At 68.9% G+C, this 20,060-nt stretch carries 25 protein-coding genes and 1 tRNA gene; 12 read left to right on the forward strand and 14 right to left on the reverse strand.

Going from position 1 to position 20,060, the window contains the following annotated elements:
• Positions 1-21: 21 nt before the first annotated feature.
• Together LQZ85_RS00885 and LQZ85_RS00890 are read right to left on the reverse strand one after the other, a co-directional pair.
• A complete protein-coding gene (locus LQZ85_RS00885) occupies positions 22-1,161 on the reverse strand; it encodes a Gfo/Idh/MocA family oxidoreductase (protein ID WP_053097175.1) in 1,140 nt (379 codons plus the stop codon).
• Positions 1,161-1,967, reverse strand: coding sequence for a sugar phosphate isomerase/epimerase (locus LQZ85_RS00890; RefSeq protein WP_230100357.1), 807 nt, complete (start codon positions 1,965-1,967; stop codon positions 1,161-1,163). Before LQZ85_RS00890 ends, LQZ85_RS00885 begins: the two co-directional genes overlap by 1 nt.
• A 109-nt stretch (positions 1,968-2,076) precedes the next feature.
• Between LQZ85_RS00890 and LQZ85_RS00895 the strand changes: the two genes are divergently transcribed.
• The 3 genes from LQZ85_RS00895 to LQZ85_RS00905 are packed head-to-tail and all read left to right on the forward strand — an operon-like array spanning position 2,077 to position 4,310.
• The gene (locus tag LQZ85_RS00895) at positions 2,077-2,688 is read left to right on the forward strand and encodes a TetR/AcrR family transcriptional regulator (RefSeq protein WP_230100358.1); all 612 of its coding nucleotides are present in this window, start codon (positions 2,077-2,079) and stop codon (positions 2,686-2,688) included.
• 9 nt (positions 2,689-2,697) lie between these two features.
• Positions 2,698-3,327 carry a DUF4166 domain-containing protein gene (locus LQZ85_RS00900; protein ID WP_053097179.1) on the forward strand — a complete coding sequence of 210 codons (630 nt, stop codon included), beginning with the start codon at positions 2,698-2,700 and terminating at the stop codon, positions 3,325-3,327.
• Positions 3,328-3,335: 8 nt separating this feature from the next.
• Complete coding sequence (locus tag LQZ85_RS00905; protein ID WP_230100359.1) at positions 3,336-4,310, forward strand: DUF1731 domain-containing protein; 975 nt, start codon at positions 3,336-3,338, stop codon at positions 4,308-4,310.
• Here the strand turns inward: LQZ85_RS00905 and LQZ85_RS00910 are convergent.
• Genes LQZ85_RS00910 through LQZ85_RS00920 form a run of 3 tightly spaced genes read right to left on the reverse strand, consistent with a single transcriptional unit; the run spans position 4,307 to position 5,901 of the window.
• A complete protein-coding gene (locus LQZ85_RS00910; protein WP_053097181.1) occupies positions 4,307-4,705 on the reverse strand; it encodes a PLDc N-terminal domain-containing protein in 399 nt (132 codons plus the stop codon). The genes LQZ85_RS00905 and LQZ85_RS00910 overlap by 4 nt on opposite strands.
• A gap of 38 nt (positions 4,706-4,743) precedes the next feature.
• The gene (locus tag LQZ85_RS00915; protein WP_230100360.1) at positions 4,744-5,673 is read right to left on the reverse strand and encodes an aldo/keto reductase; all 930 of its coding nucleotides are present in this window, start codon (positions 5,671-5,673) and stop codon (positions 4,744-4,746) included.
• Between the two features lie 18 nt (positions 5,674-5,691).
• On the reverse strand, positions 5,692-5,901 hold the full coding sequence (locus LQZ85_RS00920; protein WP_056279941.1) for a hypothetical protein: 210 nt from the start codon (positions 5,899-5,901) through the stop codon (positions 5,692-5,694).
• A 94-nt stretch (positions 5,902-5,995) separates the two neighbouring features.
• On the opposite strand from LQZ85_RS00920, the gene LQZ85_RS00925 reads away from it, so the two are divergent.
• Genes LQZ85_RS00925 through LQZ85_RS00935 form a run of 3 tightly spaced genes read left to right on the forward strand, consistent with a single transcriptional unit; the run spans position 5,996 to position 7,474 of the window.
• Complete coding sequence (locus LQZ85_RS00925; protein ID WP_230100361.1) at positions 5,996-6,373, forward strand: helix-turn-helix domain-containing protein; 378 nt, start codon at positions 5,996-5,998, stop codon at positions 6,371-6,373.
• A gap of 22 nt (positions 6,374-6,395) precedes the next feature.
• The gene (locus tag LQZ85_RS00930) at positions 6,396-6,836 is read left to right on the forward strand and encodes an ImmA/IrrE family metallo-endopeptidase (protein WP_230100362.1); all 441 of its coding nucleotides are present in this window, start codon (positions 6,396-6,398) and stop codon (positions 6,834-6,836) included.
• A gap of 35 nt (positions 6,837-6,871) precedes the next feature.
• Entirely contained in the window at positions 6,872-7,474 is a 603-nt protein-coding gene (locus tag LQZ85_RS00935; protein WP_053097187.1) for a GNAT family protein, read from the forward strand.
• Here LQZ85_RS00935 and LQZ85_RS00940 read toward each other — a convergent pair whose 3' ends face one another.
• On the reverse strand, positions 7,475-7,678 hold the full coding sequence (locus tag LQZ85_RS00940; RefSeq protein WP_053097189.1) for a hypothetical protein: 204 nt from the start codon (positions 7,676-7,678) through the stop codon (positions 7,475-7,477).
• Positions 7,679-7,783: 105 nt separating this feature from the next.
• Here LQZ85_RS00940 and LQZ85_RS00945 point away from each other — a divergent pair, with 105 nt between their 5' ends.
• Positions 7,784-8,395: an NAD(P)H-dependent oxidoreductase gene (locus LQZ85_RS00945; protein WP_187250542.1), complete on the forward strand. Its 612-nt coding sequence runs from the start codon at positions 7,784-7,786 to the stop codon at positions 8,393-8,395.
• A gap of 1 nt (position 8,396) precedes the next feature.
• On the opposite strand, the gene LQZ85_RS00950 is transcribed toward LQZ85_RS00945, so the two are convergent.
• Positions 8,397-8,729, reverse strand: coding sequence for a hypothetical protein (locus tag LQZ85_RS00950; protein WP_053097194.1), 333 nt, complete (start codon positions 8,727-8,729; stop codon positions 8,397-8,399).
• A gap of 27 nt (positions 8,730-8,756) precedes the next feature.
• The gene (locus LQZ85_RS00955) at positions 8,757-9,800 is read right to left on the reverse strand and encodes a hypothetical protein (RefSeq protein WP_230100363.1); all 1,044 of its coding nucleotides are present in this window, start codon (positions 9,798-9,800) and stop codon (positions 8,757-8,759) included.
• Between the two features lie 72 nt (positions 9,801-9,872).
• On the opposite strand from LQZ85_RS00955, the gene pgi reads away from it, so the two are divergent.
• Together pgi and LQZ85_RS00965 are read left to right on the forward strand one after the other, a co-directional pair.
• Positions 9,873-11,552 carry a glucose-6-phosphate isomerase gene (pgi, locus tag LQZ85_RS00960; RefSeq protein ID WP_230100364.1) on the forward strand — a complete coding sequence of 560 codons (1,680 nt, stop codon included), beginning with the start codon at positions 9,873-9,875 and terminating at the stop codon, positions 11,550-11,552.
• Positions 11,553-11,573: 21 nt separating this feature from the next.
• Positions 11,574-11,990, forward strand: coding sequence for a DUF2809 domain-containing protein (locus LQZ85_RS00965; protein WP_230100365.1), 417 nt, complete (start codon positions 11,574-11,576; stop codon positions 11,988-11,990).
• 46 nt (positions 11,991-12,036) lie between these two features.
• On the opposite strand, the gene LQZ85_RS00970 is transcribed toward LQZ85_RS00965, so the two are convergent.
• The 4 genes from LQZ85_RS00970 to galU form a co-directional block, all read right to left on the reverse strand.
• Positions 12,037-12,109: transfer RNA gene (locus LQZ85_RS00970), tRNA-Ala, on the reverse strand.
• Between the two features lie 49 nt (positions 12,110-12,158).
• Complete coding sequence (locus tag LQZ85_RS00975; RefSeq protein ID WP_053097199.1) at positions 12,159-13,016, reverse strand: hypothetical protein; 858 nt, start codon at positions 13,014-13,016, stop codon at positions 12,159-12,161.
• Positions 13,017-13,098: 82 nt separating this feature from the next.
• Positions 13,099-13,710: a GNAT family protein gene (locus LQZ85_RS00980; protein WP_053099195.1), complete on the reverse strand. Its 612-nt coding sequence runs from the start codon at positions 13,708-13,710 to the stop codon at positions 13,099-13,101.
• A 46-nt stretch (positions 13,711-13,756) separates the two neighbouring features.
• Complete coding sequence (gene galU / locus LQZ85_RS00985; protein WP_053097201.1) at positions 13,757-14,644, reverse strand: UTP--glucose-1-phosphate uridylyltransferase GalU; 888 nt, start codon at positions 14,642-14,644, stop codon at positions 13,757-13,759.
• Positions 14,645-14,684: 40 nt separating this feature from the next.
• Between galU and LQZ85_RS00990 the strand changes: the two genes are divergently transcribed.
• From LQZ85_RS00990 to mscL, 3 genes are read left to right on the forward strand one after another with little or no spacing between them, the layout of a single operon-like run.
• Positions 14,685-15,281: a 5-formyltetrahydrofolate cyclo-ligase gene (locus LQZ85_RS00990; protein ID WP_053097203.1), complete on the forward strand. Its 597-nt coding sequence runs from the start codon at positions 14,685-14,687 to the stop codon at positions 15,279-15,281.
• 15 nt (positions 15,282-15,296) lie between these two features.
• Positions 15,297-15,572 carry an FmdB family zinc ribbon protein gene (locus tag LQZ85_RS00995; protein WP_053097205.1) on the forward strand — a complete coding sequence of 92 codons (276 nt, stop codon included), beginning with the start codon at positions 15,297-15,299 and terminating at the stop codon, positions 15,570-15,572.
• A 25-nt stretch (positions 15,573-15,597) separates the two neighbouring features.
• Entirely contained in the window at positions 15,598-16,023 is a 426-nt protein-coding gene (mscL, locus tag LQZ85_RS01000) for a large conductance mechanosensitive channel protein MscL (protein ID WP_230100366.1), read from the forward strand.
• Between the two features lie 83 nt (positions 16,024-16,106).
• On the opposite strand, the gene LQZ85_RS01005 is transcribed toward mscL, so the two are convergent.
• Positions 16,107-16,301, reverse strand: a complete 195-nt coding sequence (locus LQZ85_RS01005; RefSeq protein WP_053097209.1) for a hypothetical protein — start codon at positions 16,299-16,301, stop codon at positions 16,107-16,109.
• Entirely contained in the window at positions 16,294-19,962 is a 3,669-nt protein-coding gene (locus LQZ85_RS01010) for an AAA family ATPase (RefSeq protein WP_230100521.1), read from the reverse strand. Before LQZ85_RS01010 ends, LQZ85_RS01005 begins: the two co-directional genes overlap by 8 nt.
• Positions 19,963-20,060: the final 98 nt, after the last annotated feature.

A 20,060-nucleotide genomic window follows, 5' to 3' on the forward strand; every position in this document is an offset into this window, starting at 1 on the left:
CCGCCGCCACAGCGGCTGACCTCAGAGAGTCGCCTCGAAGGGATCGAAGTCGGCATCCAGCGAGCCCACCTCGTCGATCGTGCTCTCGACCTGCACGAAGCTGCGCGATTCGGCGGCCTCTTCGATCGACAGCAGCGTGTCGAGCACGTGATAGCCGAATTCCCCCGTGGCGACATGCGTCCGGCCGGCGGCGATCGACCGCGCCATGTCCAGCAGACCGACGCCGCGTCCCGAGAGCACGCCCTCCTGCTCGACGTCGACGACGTCCTGCACGGTCGGTTCCGGCGGCACGAACACGCGGGACAGCGGTCGCGTGATCGTGATCGGTCCGCCGAACGTGTTGGGGTCGGGGATCACGATCGTGCCCTCGGTGCCCGTGATCTCGACGATGCCCTGGCGCAGCAGAGGTGAGTCGGTGCTGTAGAGGCTCTGCGCCTGTCCGCCCTGCTCGAAGTCCATCAGCACGCTCAGCGTCGACGGGATCTCGACCGGGAACTCCTGTCCGGCGAGCTCTCCCACCTGCACCGTGCGCGTCGGAGCACCCTGGAGTCCGAGGGCTGCGACGGCCGCCACCGGACCGAACACGTGCACGAGCGCCGAGACGTAGTACGGCCCCATGTCGAGCAGCGGACCCGCACCCTTGGCATACAGGAACGCGGGGTTCGGATGGAAGATCTCCGGCCCCTGCCACTGGAACGTGGTCTGGGCGAAGAGGGGACGACCGATGTCGCCGCGGGCGATCGCGCGCTTCGCGGTCTGCACGCCGGGTCCGAGCACGGTGTCGGGGGCGACGCCGACACGGAGACCGGCGGCCTCCGCCCTCTGCAGCAGGCGCTGCGACTCGTCGCGGCTGACGCCGATCGGCTTCTCCGTCCACACGTGCTTGCCGGCGGCGAGGATCGCCTCCGACACCTCGACGTGCACGGCGGGGATCGTCAGGTTCACGACGATGTCGATCTCGGGGTCGTTCAGCACGAGCTCGACACCGCCCGCGCGAGGAACGCCGTACTTCTCGGCCTGCGCCTTCGCGCGGTCCTCGAGCAGATCGCCGACGGCGATCACGCGCACGTCGGGGAAGGTCGTGAGGTTCGACAGGTACTGGTCGCTGATGTTGCCCGCGCCGATGATCCCGACGCCGACGGGTCCGTTGCCGATCGCCATCAGCCGGCGACCTTCTCGTCGAGGTAGACGCGGCTGCGCTCGACCGCATCCCAGAGGTCGCCGTCGAAGTGGTCGAACTCGACGATCGCGAGCTCGAGAGCGGGGGCGGCCGCGATGGCCTCGATGAGCGGCACGGTGCCCTCGCCGGCTGCCACCTGATCGGCGGGCGGGTAGGCGCTCAGGAGCGCGGGATCGAGCGTGCCGTCCTTGGCGTGCACCGCGATCACGCGGTCCCCGAGGCGCTGCAGCAGGGCGACCGGGTCGACCCCGCCGCGTGCGACCCAGTAGAGGTCGACCTCGAGCACGACACGCTCGTCGAGCAGGCCGGCGAGCACCTCGAGCCCGGTGACGCCGTCGAAGACGGCCTCGAGCTCATGGGCGTGGTTGTGGTAGCCGACGCGCACGTCGACGGTCGCGCCGACGGCGGCCGCCTCGTTGAGCAGGCGCGCGGTCTCCTCGATCTGCTCGATCGACTCCCAGCGCGCGGGCTCCGTGTAGGGGTCGATGACGGTGCCCATGCCGAGCACCTTCGCCGCGGCGAACACCTCGGCGGGCGACGGCACCGGAAGAGTGGTCCCGCTGCCGTCCGGGTTGACGAACGACTCGGAGGCGAGGAACGCGTGGCCGGAGGGAGCGGTCAGGCCCGCCGCAGACAGGGCGTCGGCGAGCGGCTGAGCCCGGCGCACGAAGTCGTAGGGCTCGACGGCGGTGAAGCCTCTGGCGGCCACCTCTTTCAGCGAGCCTTCGAGGTCGGTCTCGAGCTGATCCTTGATCGTGAACAGCTGGATGGAAGTCTGAATCGCCACGGGGTCTCCTTCGGTCGTCGGTGACGTGCGGGCTGCCTTCACCCGTCTGTCCGAGCACGCTATCACCAAATACCTCCGCGCGGAAGTTTTCAATCTGTAGACTCGCCTCATGAGTCTGGATCAGGATCGCCCGCGGCAGCGCGGTGCCTACGCGAAGGGCATCGCCCGTCGCCAGGAGATCCTCGATCGCGCCATCGAGGTCTTCGCCGCACGCGGAGCCGACCGCACGAGCCTCCGCTCCATCGCCAGTGCCGTCGGCGTCACTCACGCGGCCCTCACCCACTACTTCGGGTCGCTGGAGGAGCTGCTCGTCGCGGTCTACCAGGAGAGCACGGCGCCCGGTCGCCAACAGCCCGACGCCCTCCCGGCCGATGCGACGCCGGTCGAGCGGATGATCGAGTCCGCGCGCACCAACCGCGAGGTCCCCGGGCTCGTCCAGCTCTACTCCATGCTCGTGGCGACCGCACTCGAAGAAGGGCACCCGGCTGCCCGTGACTTCGCGACGACGCGCTTCGCGCGGTTGCGCACGGACATGGCCGCGCTCGTGCGAGAGCAGCAGGACACGGGTCTCATACGCGAGGACGTCGATGCCGAGGCCGTCGCCGCCCTGGTCGTGGCCGCCTCCGACGGCCTGCAGACGCAGTGGCTCCTCGACGACACCGCGCCGCAGCATGAGGCACTCGCCCTGCTCGATCGACTGCTGCGTCCGACCTCTCGCTAGGGTGAGGGTGTGACAGCACCCGGCACTGATCGACGGTCGCCCTACGAGCGCGCGCTCGGCGAGCGCATCTCGGAACTCCACCCGAAGACCGCCTGGTACTTCCGCACCATCCCCGACGGGCATGTCGGAGTCGGCACGGGCGTGTTCACGAGCGCGGGCTCGCGCCATCGCTGGTTGTGGCCGGTGTTCCGCATCGCGGAATCCCTCGGAGTCGCGTTCGCCGGATGGGAGCACGACGTCCCGTTCCGCATCGAGAACCGCACGGTCGCGGGCGAGGCGCTGGCAGTCAGGCACTTCGATCTCCCAGGACGCACCTGGGTCATGCCCGACGTCGTCTCCCTCGGCGCGAACCGCATCCTCCGCAACGAGATCGGCCCCCGTCGCACGGTCGTCACGACCTTCGACATCGACGTGCGTGACGGTGCCGTCGTGCTGACCATCCGCCGGGTCGGGATGCGGTTCGGGCGGCTGCGCATCACCGCTCCGCGCTTCCTGAGTCCGCGCATCGGTCTCGTCGAGCGCTGGGACGAACAGCGCGAGCGGCACCACGTGAACATGACCATCGACGCCCCGCTGCTCGGCCGCGTCTACGAGTACACGGGATTCTTCGAGTACGCGATCGAGAGCGAGACCCCGTGACGGATCCGATGCCCCGCTCCGCAGGACCCGTCGTGATCGGCGGATCGACCGGCTTCATGGGGCAGTACCTGATCCCCCGTCTGCGGTCAGCGGGGCGGGAGGTGATCACCGTCTCGCGATCCGGCGCCGACATCTCCTGGGGAGACCAGGCGGCGATCGATCGGGCCGTCGACGGTGCGTCGCTCGTGATCGGCCTGGCGGGCAAGAGCGTGAACTGCCGCTATACGCCCGAGAACCGCGCCGCGATCTTCCGCTCGCGGCTCGACACGACCTCGTCGCTGAGCTCCGCCATCGCGAAGGCCGCGAATCCTCCCCCACTGTGGGTCAACTCCTCGACGGCGACCATCTACCGTCATGCCGAAGAGCGTCCGATGACCGAGTCGTCGGGCGAGATCGGCACGGGGTTCTCCGTCGAGGTGGCCAAGGCGTGGGAGCGCGCGCTGTTCGCGGACGACCTCCCCCGGACGCGGCGGGTGGCCCTGCGCAGTGCGATCGTGCTCGGCCACGGCGGCGTGCTCGGCCCGCTGAAGAACCTGGCACGACTCGGCCTCGGAGGGGCGCAGCACGACGGGCGCTGGCCGATCAGCCGCGCACGCCGCGCCGCGGGAACGGGCCACCGCCCCGGCGCACGCCGCGGACGGCAGCGGTTCAGCTGGGTGCACGTCGAGGACGTCGCCCGCATCATCGATTTCCTCGAGGTCACGCCGACCCTCGACGGGCCCGTGAACGCCGCATCTCCGAATCCGACCGACAACGCCGACTTCATGGCCACCGTGCGGCGGCTGCTGGAGGTGCGCATCGGTCCGCCGATGCCTCGGTGGATGCTCGAGCTCGGCGCCATCGGCATCCGCACCGAGACCGAGCTGATCCTCAAGAGCCGGTGGGTCATCCCCGAGAAGCTGACGCTCGCCGGGTTCGAGTTCGCGTATCCCCACCTCGAAGACGCCCTGCGGGAGTCCTTCGATCTCGAGCGCGTCGGCTAGCTCGACGTGTCCGCGGCCCCGCTCGACGACGCGTCGCCCTCGTCTCGCCGGCGCTTCTCGATCTCCTGACGCAGCCGCCACTCCTCGATCTCACGATCGAGATCCGCGATCTGCTGCTCCGTGCTGCGAGCGTCGACCGGCGGGGCCTGGCGTGGCTCGGGTCGGCGGGTCGCGGGGCGCGCAGCCGGCCGCATCCGGGGCAGCCGCAGACCCGCCTCCGAGTACTCCCTGCCGATCGCGAACCACAGCAGACCGCCGATCAGCGGCAGGAGGATCACGATGATGATCCACGCCATCTTCGGCAGGAATCTCACCTGCGCGTCGTCTCGGCGGATGATGTCGACCAGCGCGCCGATCATCAGCGCGATGACGAGGAGCGAGAACAGGAACGGCATGTGTTCAGGGTAGACGACGCCCGCGTCTCGCGCGCCTGCTACGGGAGCAGGTGACCCGCCGCGCGGAAGAGCTCGTACCACTCGGCGCGCGTGAGCTCGATGTCGGCGCCGGCAGCGGCATCCTGCACCCGCTGCGGGGTCGTGGTTCCGAGCACGACCTGCATCTTCGCGGGGTGACGCGTGATCCACGCCGTCGCGATCGCGATCGGTGCGACCGCGTACGACGCAGCCAGCCGATCGATCACGGCGTTGAGCTCGGCATACTCGGGGTTGTCGAGGAACACCCCCGTGAAGAAGCCGCCCTGGAAGGGCGACCATGCCTGGATCGTGATGCCGTTGATGCGGCAGTACTCGACGATGCCTCCGCCGTCGCGGACGATGCTCTGGTCCTCGCGTGCCATGTTCGCGGCGACCGGCTGCGCGAGGATCGGCGCGTGCGTGATCGACAGCTGCAGCTGATTGGCGACCAGGGGCTGAGTGACCGCGGTGCGCAGGAGGTCGATCTGCCGCGGCGTGTGGTTCGAGGCGCCGAACGAGCGGACCTTGCCTGCGGCCTCGAGCTCGTCGAACGCCCTGGCGACCTCCTCGGGCTCGACCAGCGCGTCGGGGCGGTGCAGCAGGAGAACGTCGATGTGGTCTGTGCGAAGCGCCGCGAGCGACCCCTCGACCTGGCGGACGATGTGCTCGTATGAGAAGTCGAACGTGCCCTCGGCGGGGTGGATGCCGCACTTGGTCTGCAGCACGATCTCGTCGCGCTCGGCGGCCGTGAGGTCCAGCGCATCGGCGAAGCGGCTTTCGCAGAAGTGCATGCTGCCGCCGTAGATGTCGGCATGATCGAAGAAGTCGATGCCGGCATTGCGGGCGGTGTCGTACAGTTCGCGGATCTGCGCATCATCCTTGTCATCGATGCGCATCATTCCGGCGACGACGGCGGGGGCTGTGGCGGATCCGAAGGGGATGGTCTTCATACCCCCACGCTAGTGCGGTCAGGGCGTGAGCCGTGCGACCGATATGTCGAGCGCCTGCGCGATGTCGGCCAGATCAGCAACGGTGAAGTCGGCCTCACCCGCGAGCTTCCTGCGGAGCGCTGCGCGGGCGATTCCCGCTCGATCGGAGAGCCAGGGTGCGTCCCGGCCCCCGCGACGCAGTTCTTCTTCGATCGCATTCGCCACCGCACGTCGCACATCTGTCGTCATTCATAGACAGTATCGCCGCATACGGGGTGCGACAAGCGTTCAGCGCACCAGTATGACGGCATCCTGGCTTCATGCCGGTGCTATCGTGACTCACGTGAAGACACCGGGCGAGCAGTTCAATGCGGCGGTAGGCCGCCAGCTCCGCGCCGAGATCGCCGCCGCCGGAAGCAGCATCGCCGCGATGGCGCGCGAGGTCGGCATCGCGAGGAGCGCTCTCGACAACTACGTCACGGGCAAGCGCTCGATCCCGGTTCCCATCCTGTACGCGGTCAGCGCGGCCCTCGACATCGCACCGCACGTGGTGATCACGCGTGCCGAAGAGCGGCTCCGTTCCGAGGGCTTCCGCGGCGGCGCCACGATCACCGCCCTGCACCCCCGCACCGATGTCCGTGGTCGACGCCAGGATGAATCCGAAGTCGCGTTCGAGTCTCCTCTCACGCACGCTGACGACACCGACGATCTCTACGACTGACGACCACCCGGCGAGGAGGATCATGGAGGCCCTCCTTCGCCTGCTCGAAGAGAACGGGCTGCACCTCATCGAACGTCGAGGTCGGCTCCCCGGCGGCTACGAACCGCACACCGCGACCATCCGGGTCACCCCCGGTCTCAGCGCGAGGGCCACATCCAGCGTGATCGCGCACGAGCTCGGGCACGCGATGCTCGGTCACACCCCCACCGCGGATTCGTCGATCCGCGCGCGACAGGAGCGCCGAGCAGATGAGTGGGCGGCCCGACTGCTGATCGACGCCGACGCGTACGCCGAGGCCGAGCGAGCGCGAGGCACCCACCCCGCCAGCCTCGCCTTCGAGCTGGGAGTGACCGTCGAGCTCGTGACCGCCTATCGACGGCTGCTGCGTCGCGTCGGGGACACCACGTACGTCGGCGCGAGGATGGGGCGGGGCCAATGGGAGCATCGCGCCCCGATCGTGTGACATGGCGCCGGGCGCGGCGCTGATTGAATGGCTGCATGACCTTCCGCACCGCCCCGGCCCCGATCACCCTCACCGGCCGCCTCGTCGAACTCCGACCTCTGGAGACGTCTCATCACGACGGCCTCCTCGATGCGCTGCTCGAGGGTGAGCTGTGGAAGCAGGCCTGGTACACCTCGGTGCCCTCCCCCGACGGGCTCGCCGCCGAGATCGACCGTCGGATCGGCCTGATCGAGACCGGTGGGATGATCCCGTTCACCGCATTCGACGCCGAAGGACGGATCCTCGGCCTCACGTCCTATTACGACCTGGAGGCCGACGTCCCCCGGCTGCACATCGGCTACACCTGGAATCGCCCGTCGGCCCACGGCACCGGCACCAACGCCGAGTCGAAGCTGCTGCTGCTCCGGCACGCGTTCGAGGACCTCGGCGTGTTCCGTGTGGGCTTGACGACGCAGTGGGTCAACTTCCAGTCGCGGGCGGCGATCGAACGTCTGGGAGCGAAGCAGGACGGTGTCATGCGCGCGATGAGCCGATACCGCAACGGCGCGCTGCGCGACAGCGTCGAGTTCTCGATCATCGAGCCCGAGTGGCCCGCGGTGAAGGCCAACCTCGAGGCGAGGCTGGCCAGACGCGCCTGACTACTCGGTGGCGTTGCCCGACCAGTTGTCCTTGCGACGGGTGGCCGAGCCGCTGGCGCGCATCACGAACGCGAGCGACAGACTCACGATGAGCAGGCCGGCGATGAAGACGATCGCCTGGAAGTCCTCGAGCGACTGCGCGAGCCCCATGAGCCAGATGCCTCCGAGGAAGAGGATCATGAAGAAGATGAAGCTGAGGATCACGGGATCTCCTGTCGTAGCGGCCGTCATCCAGGATACCGCCTAGCGCACACGCGGCAGCGACGGAACCCCCTGGGCGATCGCCCGCGGGGGTGATTGCGTGCAGGGATGAGCACACGACTGACTGCCCTCGCCATCTCCTGCACCCTCAAGCCGTCTCCCGCGGAATCGAGCAGCGACCTCCTGGGGTCCCAGATCCTGCAAGCTCTCGCGGAGCACGGAGTCGCCGGCCAGCTGGTGCGCGCCGTCGATCACTCGATCAGTCCCGGCGTCGAGACCGACATGGGCGAAGGCGATGAATGGCCGACTCTGCGCGAGCAGGTGCTGGCGGCCGACATCCTCGTGTTCCTGACCCCCACCTGGATGGGCCAGCACTCGAGTGTCGCGCAGCGGGTGCTGGAACGCCTCGACGCCGAACTGAGCGAGACCGACGATGCGGGTCGACCGATCCTGTTCGACAAGGTCGCGATCGCCGGAATCGTCGGCAACGAGGATGGAGCCCACCACATCGCCGCGATCCTGTTCCAGGCGCTGAACGACGTCGGGTACTCGCTGCCCGCCCAGTCGTCGATCTACTGGAACGGCGAGGCGATGCAGACCGTCGACTACAAGGATCTCTCCACGACCCCTGAGAAGGTCGCGCAGGCCACGGCGACGGCAGTGCGCAATGCCGTGCACCTGGCCCGCAGTCTCCAGGCGGACGGATACCCCGCGGAGTAGTTCAGGACTTCGGCGCGCTCCCGCTGTCAGCCTTCGGCTGCACGTAGTCGTCGATCACGAGCTCGCCCGTCGCGTTGAGAGCGCGCATCATCTCTTCGATGCGCGCCTTCTCGATGTTGTGCGGGTCCGGAGAGGTGAAGAGGAACTGCAGCGGGATCGCCGGGTGCATCCAGACGGTGAGACGGCCGGGGTCGCCGCCTTCGCGAGGATGCCAGGTCATCATGAAGCTCTCCTGGCGACGGAGCTTCGTGCCGACGATGACCTTCAGATGAGCGAGCGTCTCGTCGTCGATGAGGATCGGCTCCGAAGTGCCGTCATATCGCAGTCTTCCCATGAAGGAAACCGTACCCCGACGCGCGTGTCATCGTGTACTCGCGTGCGCGCTCTGGCGCGGCGAGAACGTCACAACCTCATCACGGCGCGAACGCTCCACGTCGAGCCCTGCGAGCCCGAGTCGTCGGAAGACCCGACGCGGAAGCACGGGCAGTTCGGCCGTGCGGCCCGACGGCGGCTTCGCGAGCCCGGTGATCAGCGAGAGATCGACGCCCGCGCCGCGCACCTCGATGCGGGCGTAGTCCGATCGCGTCCGCCAGACGAGGTGCTGCAGCTGCCGGAAGGGGATGCGGTGGGTCGCGTTTCCGGCGCGGATGCGCAGGTCGTCATCGCCGAACGCGACGCTGCAGGACAGCGTCCGTCGCCTCAGCACGGCGCGGAGCGTCAGATAGACCGGCAGTCCGACGACCGCGCCCGTGAGGATGATCGCGAGGCGGGCGCCCATGTGCATCACCGCGTCGTCGAATGCGATGAGCAGCACGGTGCCCGCGGTGCCGACGACGAGGACCACCGCCACGATGGCGACCGTCAGCGCCCGCATGCGCAGGTCGATGGCGGAGAACTGGACGTGGGATCCGTCGCCGTTCTCGTCACGCTCCCATTCGGGTGCGACAGGAGGCGGGCGCCTGAGGGCATCACGCCGTCCGATGCGGTCTGTGAGGCGCGACAGAAGGCCCAGCCAGATCCATCCCGCGGCGGGACCGGCGGCGATCTGCAGCACGGCGATGACCGCCCGCACGGGTTCGGGCAGGCCGGCGAGCAGCTCGCTCCCGGCGTCGATCACGACGATCATCACAGCCGTCAGCACCACGGCGACACCGAGGTGCACGGCGACGCCGGCGCGCACCGGGCGCATGTCCATCGTCGCGTTGACGAAGGAGAAGGCGATGCTCCAGCCGCCGAGCAGCATGAGCAGGAACGGGAAGAAGCTCAGGTCGTCGCCCGCGATCGTCCACACCGTCGCGGCCACCAGCAGGAGCACTCCCCACGCGAGCGGAGCCCGCACGAGCCGGCGACCGATCTCGCGCCGCAGCCTCCGCTCCGAGGTCGTCGTGGGCGCCGTGTCGGTCATCGCCCCCATCCTAGAGCGAGGCCGGACGTCATCACGGGGTCACGACGTCGCGTGCGGCAGTACCGTGGATCCATGACCGCTCCTGTTGATCCGACACTCACTCCCGCCTGGTCCGAACTCGCCGCGCTGCGCGAGTCGATCACCGCCGATCTGCGAGGCTGGTTCGCCGCCGATGCCGACCGTGCGGAGCGATTCTCGTTCCCGCTCGCAGACCTCCACGTCGACCTGTCGAAGAACCTCGTCACTGACGACGTTCTCGCAGCGCTTCTGCGCCTCGCCGAGCAGACGGGAGTCGCCGAGCGATACGCCGCGATGCTCCAGGGAAGCCATCTCAACACGTCCGAGGACCGCGCCGTGCTGCACACGGCACTGCGTCGACCGGCCGACTCCTCCCCCGCGCTCGTCGTCGACGGACAGGACGTGGATGCCGACGTGCAGGCCGTGCTCGACGCACTCAGCGCTTTCGCCAGCAGAGTTCGCTCCGGAGAGTGGCTCGGCATCACCGGAAAGCGCGTCACCCACGTCGTCAACATCGGCATCGGCGGCTCCGACCTCGGGCCCGTCATGGTCTACGAGGCGCTCAAGCCCTATGCGGATGCCGGGATCGAGGCGCGGTTCGTGTCGAACATCGATCCCACCGACCTCGCGCAGAAGACCGCGGACCTCGACCCCGAGACGACCCTCTTCATCGTCGCGTCCAAGACCTTCACCACCCTCGAGACGCTCACCAACGCGCGCCTGGCGCGCGATTGGCTGTGGGCCGGACTCCAGGCCTCGGGAGTCATCTCCGACGACGAGGACGCCCGCACCGACGCCGTCGCGCACCACTTCGTGGCGGTGTCGACCGCGCTCGACAAGGTCGCGGCTTTCGGGATCGATCCGGCGAACGCCTTCGGATTCTGGGACTGGGTCGGCGGCCGCTACTCGGTCGACTCCGCGATCGGCCTGTCGCTCGCGATCGCGCTCGGACCCGACACCTTCCGCGATCTGCTGGCCGGCTTCCATGCGGTCGACGAGCACGTGCGCACCACGCCTCTCGAGCGCAACGTCCCGGTGCTGATGGGCCTGCTCAACGTCTGGTACGTCAACTTCCACGGCGCGCAGTCGCATGCGGTGCTGCCCTACGCACAGCAGCTGAGCCGGTTCCCGGCCTACCTGCAGCAGCTGACGATGGAGTCCAACGGCAAGTCGGTCCGCTGGGACGGCACCCCGGTCACCACCGACACCGGCGAGGTGTTCTGGGGTGAGCCCGGAACCAACGGCCAGCACGCGTTCTACCAGCTCATCCATCAGGGCACCCGGCTGATTCCGGCCGACTTCATCGCGTTCGTGAACCCGGCCTACCCTCTGACCGACGGCGGGCAGGACGTGCACGAGCTGTTCCTGGCGAACTTCCTCGCGCAGACGAAGGCTCTGGCCTTCGGCAAGACCGCCGCAGAGGTCGAGGCCGAGGGAACCACCGGAGCGCTCGTCGCGGCACGCACGTTCGCCGGCAACCGCCCGACGACCTCGATCTTCGCACCCGCGCTGACACCGCAGGTGCTCGGTCAGCTGATCGCCCTGTACGAGCACATCACGTTCACGCAGGGCACGATCTGGGGCATCAACTCGTTCGACCAGTGGGGCGTCGAGCTGGGCAAGCAGCTCGCGATGCAGATCGCTCCGGCCATCGGCGGGGACGAGGCGGCCATCGACGCGCAGGACGCCTCCACGAAGGCGCTGCTCTCCTACTACCGCGCGAACCGGAAGTAGGCGAGACAGCGGGAGCGGCGGATGCAGTCGGTCACACGCGGCGACGCGCACGTCAGTGCGCGTCGCCGGGCACTGGTCGTCGTCGCCGTCCTGGTCGTCGCGGCCGGTCTCGTCACACACCTCGCCGGTCGGGGTCCGATCGCGGACGCATTCGGCGACGCCCTCTATGCGGTGATGATCTACGTCGTCATCGCGATCGTGCTCCCACGAGCCCCGGCCTGGATCGTGGGTGCGAGCGCCGCGGCGCTGTGCATGCTGATCGAGTGCTTCCAGCTCACCGGTCTGCCGGCGATCTGGTCCGAGGCCTTCTGGCCGGTGCGACTCGTCCTGGGCGTCGGATTCGATGCGCGCGACCTCGTCGCCTACGCGGTGGGCGCGGGTGCCGCCGCCCTCTGCGACCACGCGATCGGTCGCCGTCTCCGCGCACGCGCACAGTAGACAGAAGAAAGACCCCCGAGCATCGCTCGGGGGTCTTTCTCGTCGGTGGACCTAAGGGGATTCGAACCCCTGACCTCCTCGATGCGAACGAGGCGCGCTACCAACTGCGCCATAGGCCCTGACGTCTTCTACGCTATCACGCTCGAAGACCCTCTCGTGCCGCGAGGATCAGCCCGCTGCACGCTTCGCGAGGAGGTCGCGCACATGCGCCTCGATCTCCGCGTCGTCGACGTATCCCATCTTCGCGAACGGAGACGCGGCGGCCTGCGCGGCCGCCGGAATCTGCACGGGTGCGGCGGGCGCCATGCGCTCCGCTCGCTCACGAAGCTCGGCGAGACGAGCCGCAGCGCGGCGCTTCTCCTGCGCATCCAGCTCCGCTCTCGCCACCTGCGCGCGCGAGCCTGCGACCGACACCAGCGGCTCGGGCAGCGGACGCGGGGTCCATGTCGCCGGGCCCTGATCGTGCAGTTCGGGCTCTGCCCTCTGCACGGGCTGCTCGACGACGCGCACCGAACGCCGGGCGGCGCGGGCGGCGACAGCCGACATGCGCTGCAGGGCGAAGCCGGCGACGACGATGATCGACCCGCCGACCCAGAGCAGCAGCTGCGCCTGAAGCGCGATCAGCTGCCACACGCCGAGCCCGGTGACGACGAGACCGAGAAGCAGGGTCGAGGTGGCGACGATGCGCACACGGCGACGCGCGCGGGCCTGTCGCATGACGGGATCAGCCCTCGTTGCAGCCAGCTCTTCGCGGAGCTTCATGAGCTCCGCGGCTTCCTTCTCGGACTGCAGGCGCTTCGCGAGCTTCTGCTGCGCGAGGGCAGTCCGCGCGTTGAGTTCGAGACGGACCTCGCCGGGGGTCTCGCTGGTCTCGGCCAGCACCCGAAGGGCCTGGTTCAGTCTGACGGCGTTGCGCTCCGCGGCGTCGTACTGGAAGCGCCCACGCCAGGAGGGCAGCAGGTAGAGCATCCACAGGAGCACAGCGACGAGGACTATCACTCCCCCGCTCAGCACCGGCCCGTCCATGTCGACAACGGTACGGGAACATCGCTGGTCACGACGCTCAGTCGGAGCGTGTGTCGCGAGGAGTTCTGAAGTCAGCGGCGTGTCAGAGCGCGAAACGGTCCGACGGCGGGATCGTCGCGGCGTCCGGAGGCACCTCGCCGTTCAGCCACCGGGCCAGCACGCCCTGCGGCACATCCTCGCGAGTGAGGGCGAACGCGTAGTGATCCCGCCAGTCGCCGTCGATGTGGATGTAACGGCGACGCAGCCCCTCGTAGCGGAAGCCGAGCTTCTGCACGACCCTCAGGCTCGCGACGTTCTCGGGCCGGATGCAGATCTCCATGCGATGCAGCGCATACTCGGTGAAGCAGGCATCGGTGGCGAGCGCGACGGCTGTGGGCGTGATGCCCTTGCCGGCGAAGCGCTCGCTCACCCAGTACCCGATGGTCGCCGAGCACAACGACCCCCTGGCGACTCCCCACACGTTGAGCTGCCCGGCGATCTCGCCCTCGTACTCCATGACGAACGGATAGCCCGCGCCGTCGCGGTACTGCTGCAGCAGACGTCGGATGCTGAGTCGCATGTCGAACGAGACCGAGCCGTACGGGACGGTGGCCTCCCACGGCTGCAGCCAGGAGCGATTGCTCAACAGCTCGTGCTGAAGAGCCCTCGCGTCCCGAGAGCGCACGAGGCGCAGCTCGATGGGACCATGCCGCATCCCCGTCGCCTGATCCATCCGCGCGCTCCCGACGCCGCGTCGACGCCTAGAGGCGTTCCGCGAACTCCTTGAGCCACGGCCGCAGCTCGGGGCCGAGGTCGTCGCGGTCGGAGGCGAGCTGGACGATCGCCTTGATGTAGTCGACGCGGTCGCCGGTGTCGTACCGGCGTCCACGGAAGATGACGCCCACCACACCGGGGCCGTCGGCACTGGTGGCCAGCTCCTGCAGCGCGTCGGTCAGCTGGATCTCGCCGCCCTTGCCGGGTTCGGTGCGCTCGAGCACCTCGAAGATCGAGGCGGGCAGGACGTAACGGCCGATGATCGCCAGGTTCGACGGGGCGTCCTCGGGTGCGGGCTTCTCGACGAGGTCGGTGACGCGCACGGCATCCGATCCCTCGATGTCCTCGACGGCGGCGGCGCCGTACATGTGGATGCTCGCGGGGTCGACCTCCATGAGGGCGATCACCGCGGCGCCGCTGCGCTCGTGCTCGGCGATCATCTCGGTGAGCAGCTGGTCGCGCTCGTCGATGAGGTCGTCGCCGAGGAGCACGGCGAAGGAGCTGTCGCCGACGTGCGTGCGGGCACGCAGCACCGCGTGACCGAGTCCCTTGGGCTCACCCTGACGGACGAAGTGGATGTCGGCGAGGTCGCTCGAATGGATGACGCGCTCGAGACGCCCCGTGTCGCCCTTCTCCATCAGCTTGACTTCGAGCTCGGGGACCGAGTCGAAGTGGTTGGAGATCGCGTTCTTGTTGCGGCCGATGATGACGAGGATGTCATCGATCCCGGCGCTGGCGGCCTCTTCGACGACGTACTGGATCGCCGGCTTGTCGACGACCGGCAGCATCTCCTTCGGCATCGCCTTCGTCGCCGGCAGGAAACGCGTTCCCAGACCGGCAGCAGGAATGACAGCCTTCATCTTCCGTATACCCATCCACCCAGCCTAGTGGGGATGCCGCCGTAGACTCGGAGCCATGTCCCACGACGTAGAGCATGAGAAGCGCGCGCTTCGCGCCGAGCTCCGCGAACGCCGCCAGCTGCTGAGCGACTCGCAGCGGGAGGCCGCGGCATCCGCCATCACGCAGCGCCTCGATGAGCTGGTCGACGCGCTCGGCGCCCGGTCGATCTCATGCTTCCTCTCGACCACGACCGAGCCGGGCACCCGGGAGTTCGTCACCGGCGCGGTGCGCCGCGGCATCCGGGTCCTGCTTCCTGTGACACGGGCCGACGGCCTTCTCGACTGGGCCGTGGCGACCGATGACGACGACGTCGCGGAAGGCCTCTTCGGGCTTCCCGAGCCGACCGGCGAGGTGCTCGGTCCGATCGCCGTCAACGATGTCGACCTGATGGTGATCCCCGCCGCGGCCGTCGACCGCACCGGGATGCGCATGGGCTGGGGGCGCGGGTACTTCGACAAGACCATCGGTTCGATGGAGAAGTGCCCTCCGGTCTACGCAGTCATCTATGATTCCGAGGTACTCGACTTCCTGCCGAGGGAGGTTCACGACCAGCCGGTCACCGGCGTCGTGACTCCCACGCAGACCCTCCACCTGTCGCCCACGCGACGCTGACCCGCGAGGATCGCAATGCCCACCTATGCCTATGCCTGCCGTTCGTGCGGTCACGCCTTCGACGCCGTGCAGAGCTTCTCCGACGACGCCCTCACCGTCTGCCCCGAATGCGGCGGCGAGCTGCGCAAGCAGTACGGATCCATCGGCGTGACGTTCAACGGATCCGGCTTCTATCGCACCGACTCGCGAGCGGGCTCCGGCTCTTCCGCATCCGCCCCGGCATCATCGAAGGCAGAGCCGGCCAAGACCACGACCCCGGCCCCCGCGTCGACCAGCACATCTTCTTCCTGACCCCATCAACTCCCCGGAGGCATCCATGCTCAAAGGTTTCAAGGACTTCATCCTCCGCGGCAACGTGATCGACCTCGCGGTCGCGGTCGTCATCGGCACCGCGTTCACGGCGATCGTCACCGCCGTGGTGAACAGCATCATCACCCCGCTCGTCTCGCTGTTCTTCAAGGCGGATGCGACGGGCAACTTCGGACCGCAGGTGCAGAGCATCTACGGAGATACCGTCACGTTCCCCATCGGCGATCTCATCTCGGCGATCATCAGCTTCCTCTCGGTCGCTCTGGTGGTGTACTTCGTCTTCGTGCTGCCGATGAACACGTTCAAGGCCCACGTCGAGGCGCGCAAGGGCACCGCGGCCGAGCAGCCGGAGGAAGAGCCGGCGGCCGCCACCGAGGCCGAGCTGCTCGTCGAGATCCGCGACCTGCTCGCCAAGAACAGCCCGCGCAGCTGACTCGCAGTCCGCACCGCGAAGCGCACGGTCCGATTCGGGCCGTGGGCTTCGTCGTCTCCCGAACACGCCTGAGCCGCCGGTGCTCAGTAGTGCGGGGGCACGTCCTGCATCAGGCGGTCGTCGTTGGGCCCCTTCGGGCCCGTCGTCCGCTGAGGTTCCCGGACGACCCGATCCGGGTCCGTGTCGGTGCCCGGCACGGGAGTCAGCCGGGCACGCCGCGATCCGGCGACCCGCACGACCTTCTGCCGCGGGGCACCGGAGTCCGGCTGATCAGTCATTCTGCGGGTCGGTGAGATCGATCGGCTGCGTGTCGTTGTCAGCTCGGGCCGCGGATGCCGAGATTCCCAAGACTCCCGCGATGCGCGTGGCCGCCGTGACGGGGTCGCTGTAGAGGTCGAAGGCGTGCACGCGCACGTAATGCCACCCGAGGCGGCGAAGCACGTTCGGGCGCAGCCGCAGGGCCTCGCGCAGTGACTCGCCACGAGACTCCGGGTCGGACTCGATGACGACGGCCTTGCCGTTGTGCTGTGCGACGAGCGGCAGCAGACCGCGGTAGTCGACGTCGACCGCTGCGCCGAGACGGCGAAGCTCTCGTGCGAGGGCGAGCGTCAGCGGGTCGGCGAGATCCTCCAGGCGTGCGTCGCGTCCTCGGGTGGCGAGGCCGCCGAGAATCGACATCAGGGTGGCGGCGCCGAACTCGAGGCGGCCGTCGTCGAACGACGAGGGGCGGATCGACGAGACGATCACCATGGACCGGCGGGCGCGGGTCATCCCGACCGTCAGCAGCCGCTCGCCATCCGGCGTGGACAGGTCGCCGAAGTCGCTGAGCACTCGGCCGTGCTTGGTCAGGCCGTAGCCGAGTGAGAAGATCACCCGGTCGCGGCTCTCAGCCACGGACTCCTCGAGGGTGAGCACCGCGAAGGGCTCGGCCGTGTCGCGACCGACGAAGTCGGCGACGTCGGAGCGCCCGGCGAATGCCGAGGTGACGGCGGCCCTCACGCGCTCGGCGTGACGCCTGCTCGCGGTGACCACCATGAGCGACTCGTCCGGGCGATGCACGGCGTGCTCCACGACCAGCGTGACGACGCGTGCGACCTCGGCCTCGGGGCTCTCCACCGCACCCGACACGGGGTCGGGTGCGCCGGTGCCGCCTTCGACGTAGTCGACGGTGAGGCTGCCCCGCCCCAGGTACGAGCCGGCCCAGGGCAGCGAGACGATCTCGCCGCCGTAGAACGCGTCGTTGATGAGCTCTGCGAGGTCCTCGCCGCCCGCACGGTAGCTGCGCGTGAGGGTCATCACGGGAAGCAGTTCGGACAGACGCTCGAACACCGACACGGAGTCGAAGGGCACCTCGTGCTCCCATTCGGGGCCGGGGTCCACGGCGACGTGGAACGCTGTCGGAAGCTGAGTGACCGGATCGCCGAAAGCGACGACCTGACGGGCACGGCGGATCGCCGGGGCCGCTTCGGCGAGGTTGATCGCGGCCGCATCGACGAGGAGCACCGTGTCGAACTCGACGGAGTCGGGGATCTGCGGCACGAGGTAGGGAGACGAGATCCAGACCGGCGCGAGCACGCCGACGAGGGTGGGCGCGGAGCTCACGATCTCGGCTGTCGTCGTCGCCGGCTGCTTCAGTGCGCGCCTGAGGTTCTGCGACTCCTGCGGCTCATCGACGATGGCGATCTTCCACTGGTTCGCGAGCTGCCAGGCGAGCAACGGACCGGCCATCGCGGCGTGCGCCTCGTCGACGAGACGGAAGTCCCGCTCGAGCCGGTCGACCACCGCCGTGTTCGCACCGAGCAGCGCTCGATCCTCCTGCAGAGCCCGTTCCAGCAGTGTCTGCCACCAGGCGAACTCCAGCTCGTCACCCACGCGCGACTCGGCGACGTGGCGAACGGACAGCTCCGCGAGCAGCGGCTCGAGACCGAGGTCAGCCAGCCGATCGCGCAGCTGCGCGCGCTCCACGAGGTTGTCGAAGACGTCGGACTTCGCCGCGAGACCGGCGAGAGTGCGCACGAGGCGGGCGACGGGGAGCGTCGACAGCGGTTCCCTGCGGCCGAGCGCGACATCGAGCTCGGCGAGCTCAGCCGTGACGCGCTGCCACGAGGAGTGGACGTCGGCGAGCCCGAGTGGAACCTCGGGCGCAACCCCGGCATCCACGAACCGCTGCCACTGGGTGCGCTGCGCCTGGATGCGCAGCAGCGACTCGTGCATCTCGGTGACATGGACGCCCGGGCGCACGTACTCCTTGGCGAGACGACGCAGCCGACGCCGGTTCGCCCCGGACATCGCGGGCGCGTCGCGGCGCGATCCGTGAGCCTGGATGAGCTCGCCCAGCGGACGCTCGAAGACGGTGGGGCTGAACCGGTCGAGAGAGTCGCGGATGCCCTGCAGCAGCCGCAGGTACTCACCGAGCTCGTCGATCGTCGAGAACGGGCGCATATGCGTCTGGGCGATGAGGGCGTACCCGCGCTCGAGGAGTGCCGGCACGCTGTCGGAGTGCAGACGCGCTGCCAGCTGGTGCGCCGACTTCGCCGCCTCGGTGCTCGAGAACGTGACTCCGTACCAGGGCGAGTCGTCGGGTCCGAAGCGGAACTCGCCGAGGCGCGCGGCCTGCGCGAGCGCCGCTGCCGCCGACGAGCGATCGTCAGCGAGACGGCGGAGGGTCTCGGCGCTGAGTCGCGCCGTGGTCGACGGCGGGGTGGGCAGGGAGGCGAGCCTCGTGAGATGCCTGGTGGCGTCGAGCACCGACGAGTTCGTCCCCGCGACCGGAGCGGTGAGAGCGCTGCGGTAGTCCCTGAGCACCGTGCGGAGACGCACGAGCGCGTCATCGACATCGCTGACCTTGGGAGCCGTCGCCTTCTCGTTCCGGCCGATCGCGCGGACGAGGTCCCGACGCACGTTCGCGGGCGATACCGCCAGGCTGTCGAGGCCGATGCCCGCAAGACGGTGCCGCACGCCGTCGAGGGTCGACCGTCGCGCCGAGACGACGAGCACCCTCTTGCCGGCCCGCACGAGTTCGCCGAGCGCGTTGATCACGGTCTGTGTGCCACCTGTGCCGGGGAGCGTCGCGACGGTCAGCGAATGTCCGGCGGCGATCCTGGCGAGGAGCGCCTCCTGCTCGGCATCCGCATCGAGCAGCAGATTGTCGGATGCCGGCGCCCGGTCGTCCGGTCCGGTGTGGTGCGGCGCGGGTCGGCGGGCCGAGACCTGCTCGCGGTCACCGACGTGACCGGCCAGAGCGTTGAGCACGACGTGGTCCAGACTCCCGCCGTCGCGGGACATGGCACCGCCGACATCGGCGAAGGTCGAGACCACGAGCCGCGGCAGCACCGTGAAGGTGTCGATCGACCGCGTCGTGGCCCGAAGGCTGTCGATCACGGGCTGCGGCTTGAAGATCCCGCCGTCGTAGGCGAGGGAGGCGAGAGCCGCGGCGTCGATCGTGATGCCGAAGTGCTCACGCGCGATGCGCACGAGCTCGGGGTTCACCTCGAACGCGCCCTGCAGCTTGAGTTCGAAGTCGGAGTGGTGCCGACGGATGGCGAGGGGGCGAAGCAGCACGGGCGCCGAGAAATCCGCCCCGCCGATGCGCCAGCCGGCGACGCCGACTGCGAGGTGCACCGCCTCGATGCCGCGAACGGTGCGCAGCTCGGTGTTCTTCGCCGTGATCCGCTCGGCGGCGAGCCTCGCAGTGCGCAGACCGACCTCGTCGCGATAGAGATTCGACAGCAGGGTCGATTTTCCTGTGATGAACTGGGGAAGACTGCCGGGGTGGGCCTTCGAGATGTCGATGCTGGATTCGACCGTGTCGCGGAAGTTCACGAGCGGCGATGAACCGCCGAGGTCAGCAGCTTCCGCACGCAGCCGAGTGCGCTCGGCCTCTGCCGCATGCGCGATGCCGATACCGGAGACCGGCTCGTGCGATTCGCCGAGGGTCACTGCGGCATCGGTCGCTGCGTCATCCGCAGCCTTGCCTTCACGTCGCCACACACCTCACACACTAAGCGCGCCTCGCCCCGCAGGCGGTATCCCGGGCG

This window comes from Microbacterium sp. Bi98 (assembly GCF_918698045.1).
Classification (GTDB): domain Bacteria; phylum Actinomycetota; class Actinomycetes; order Actinomycetales; family Microbacteriaceae; genus Microbacterium.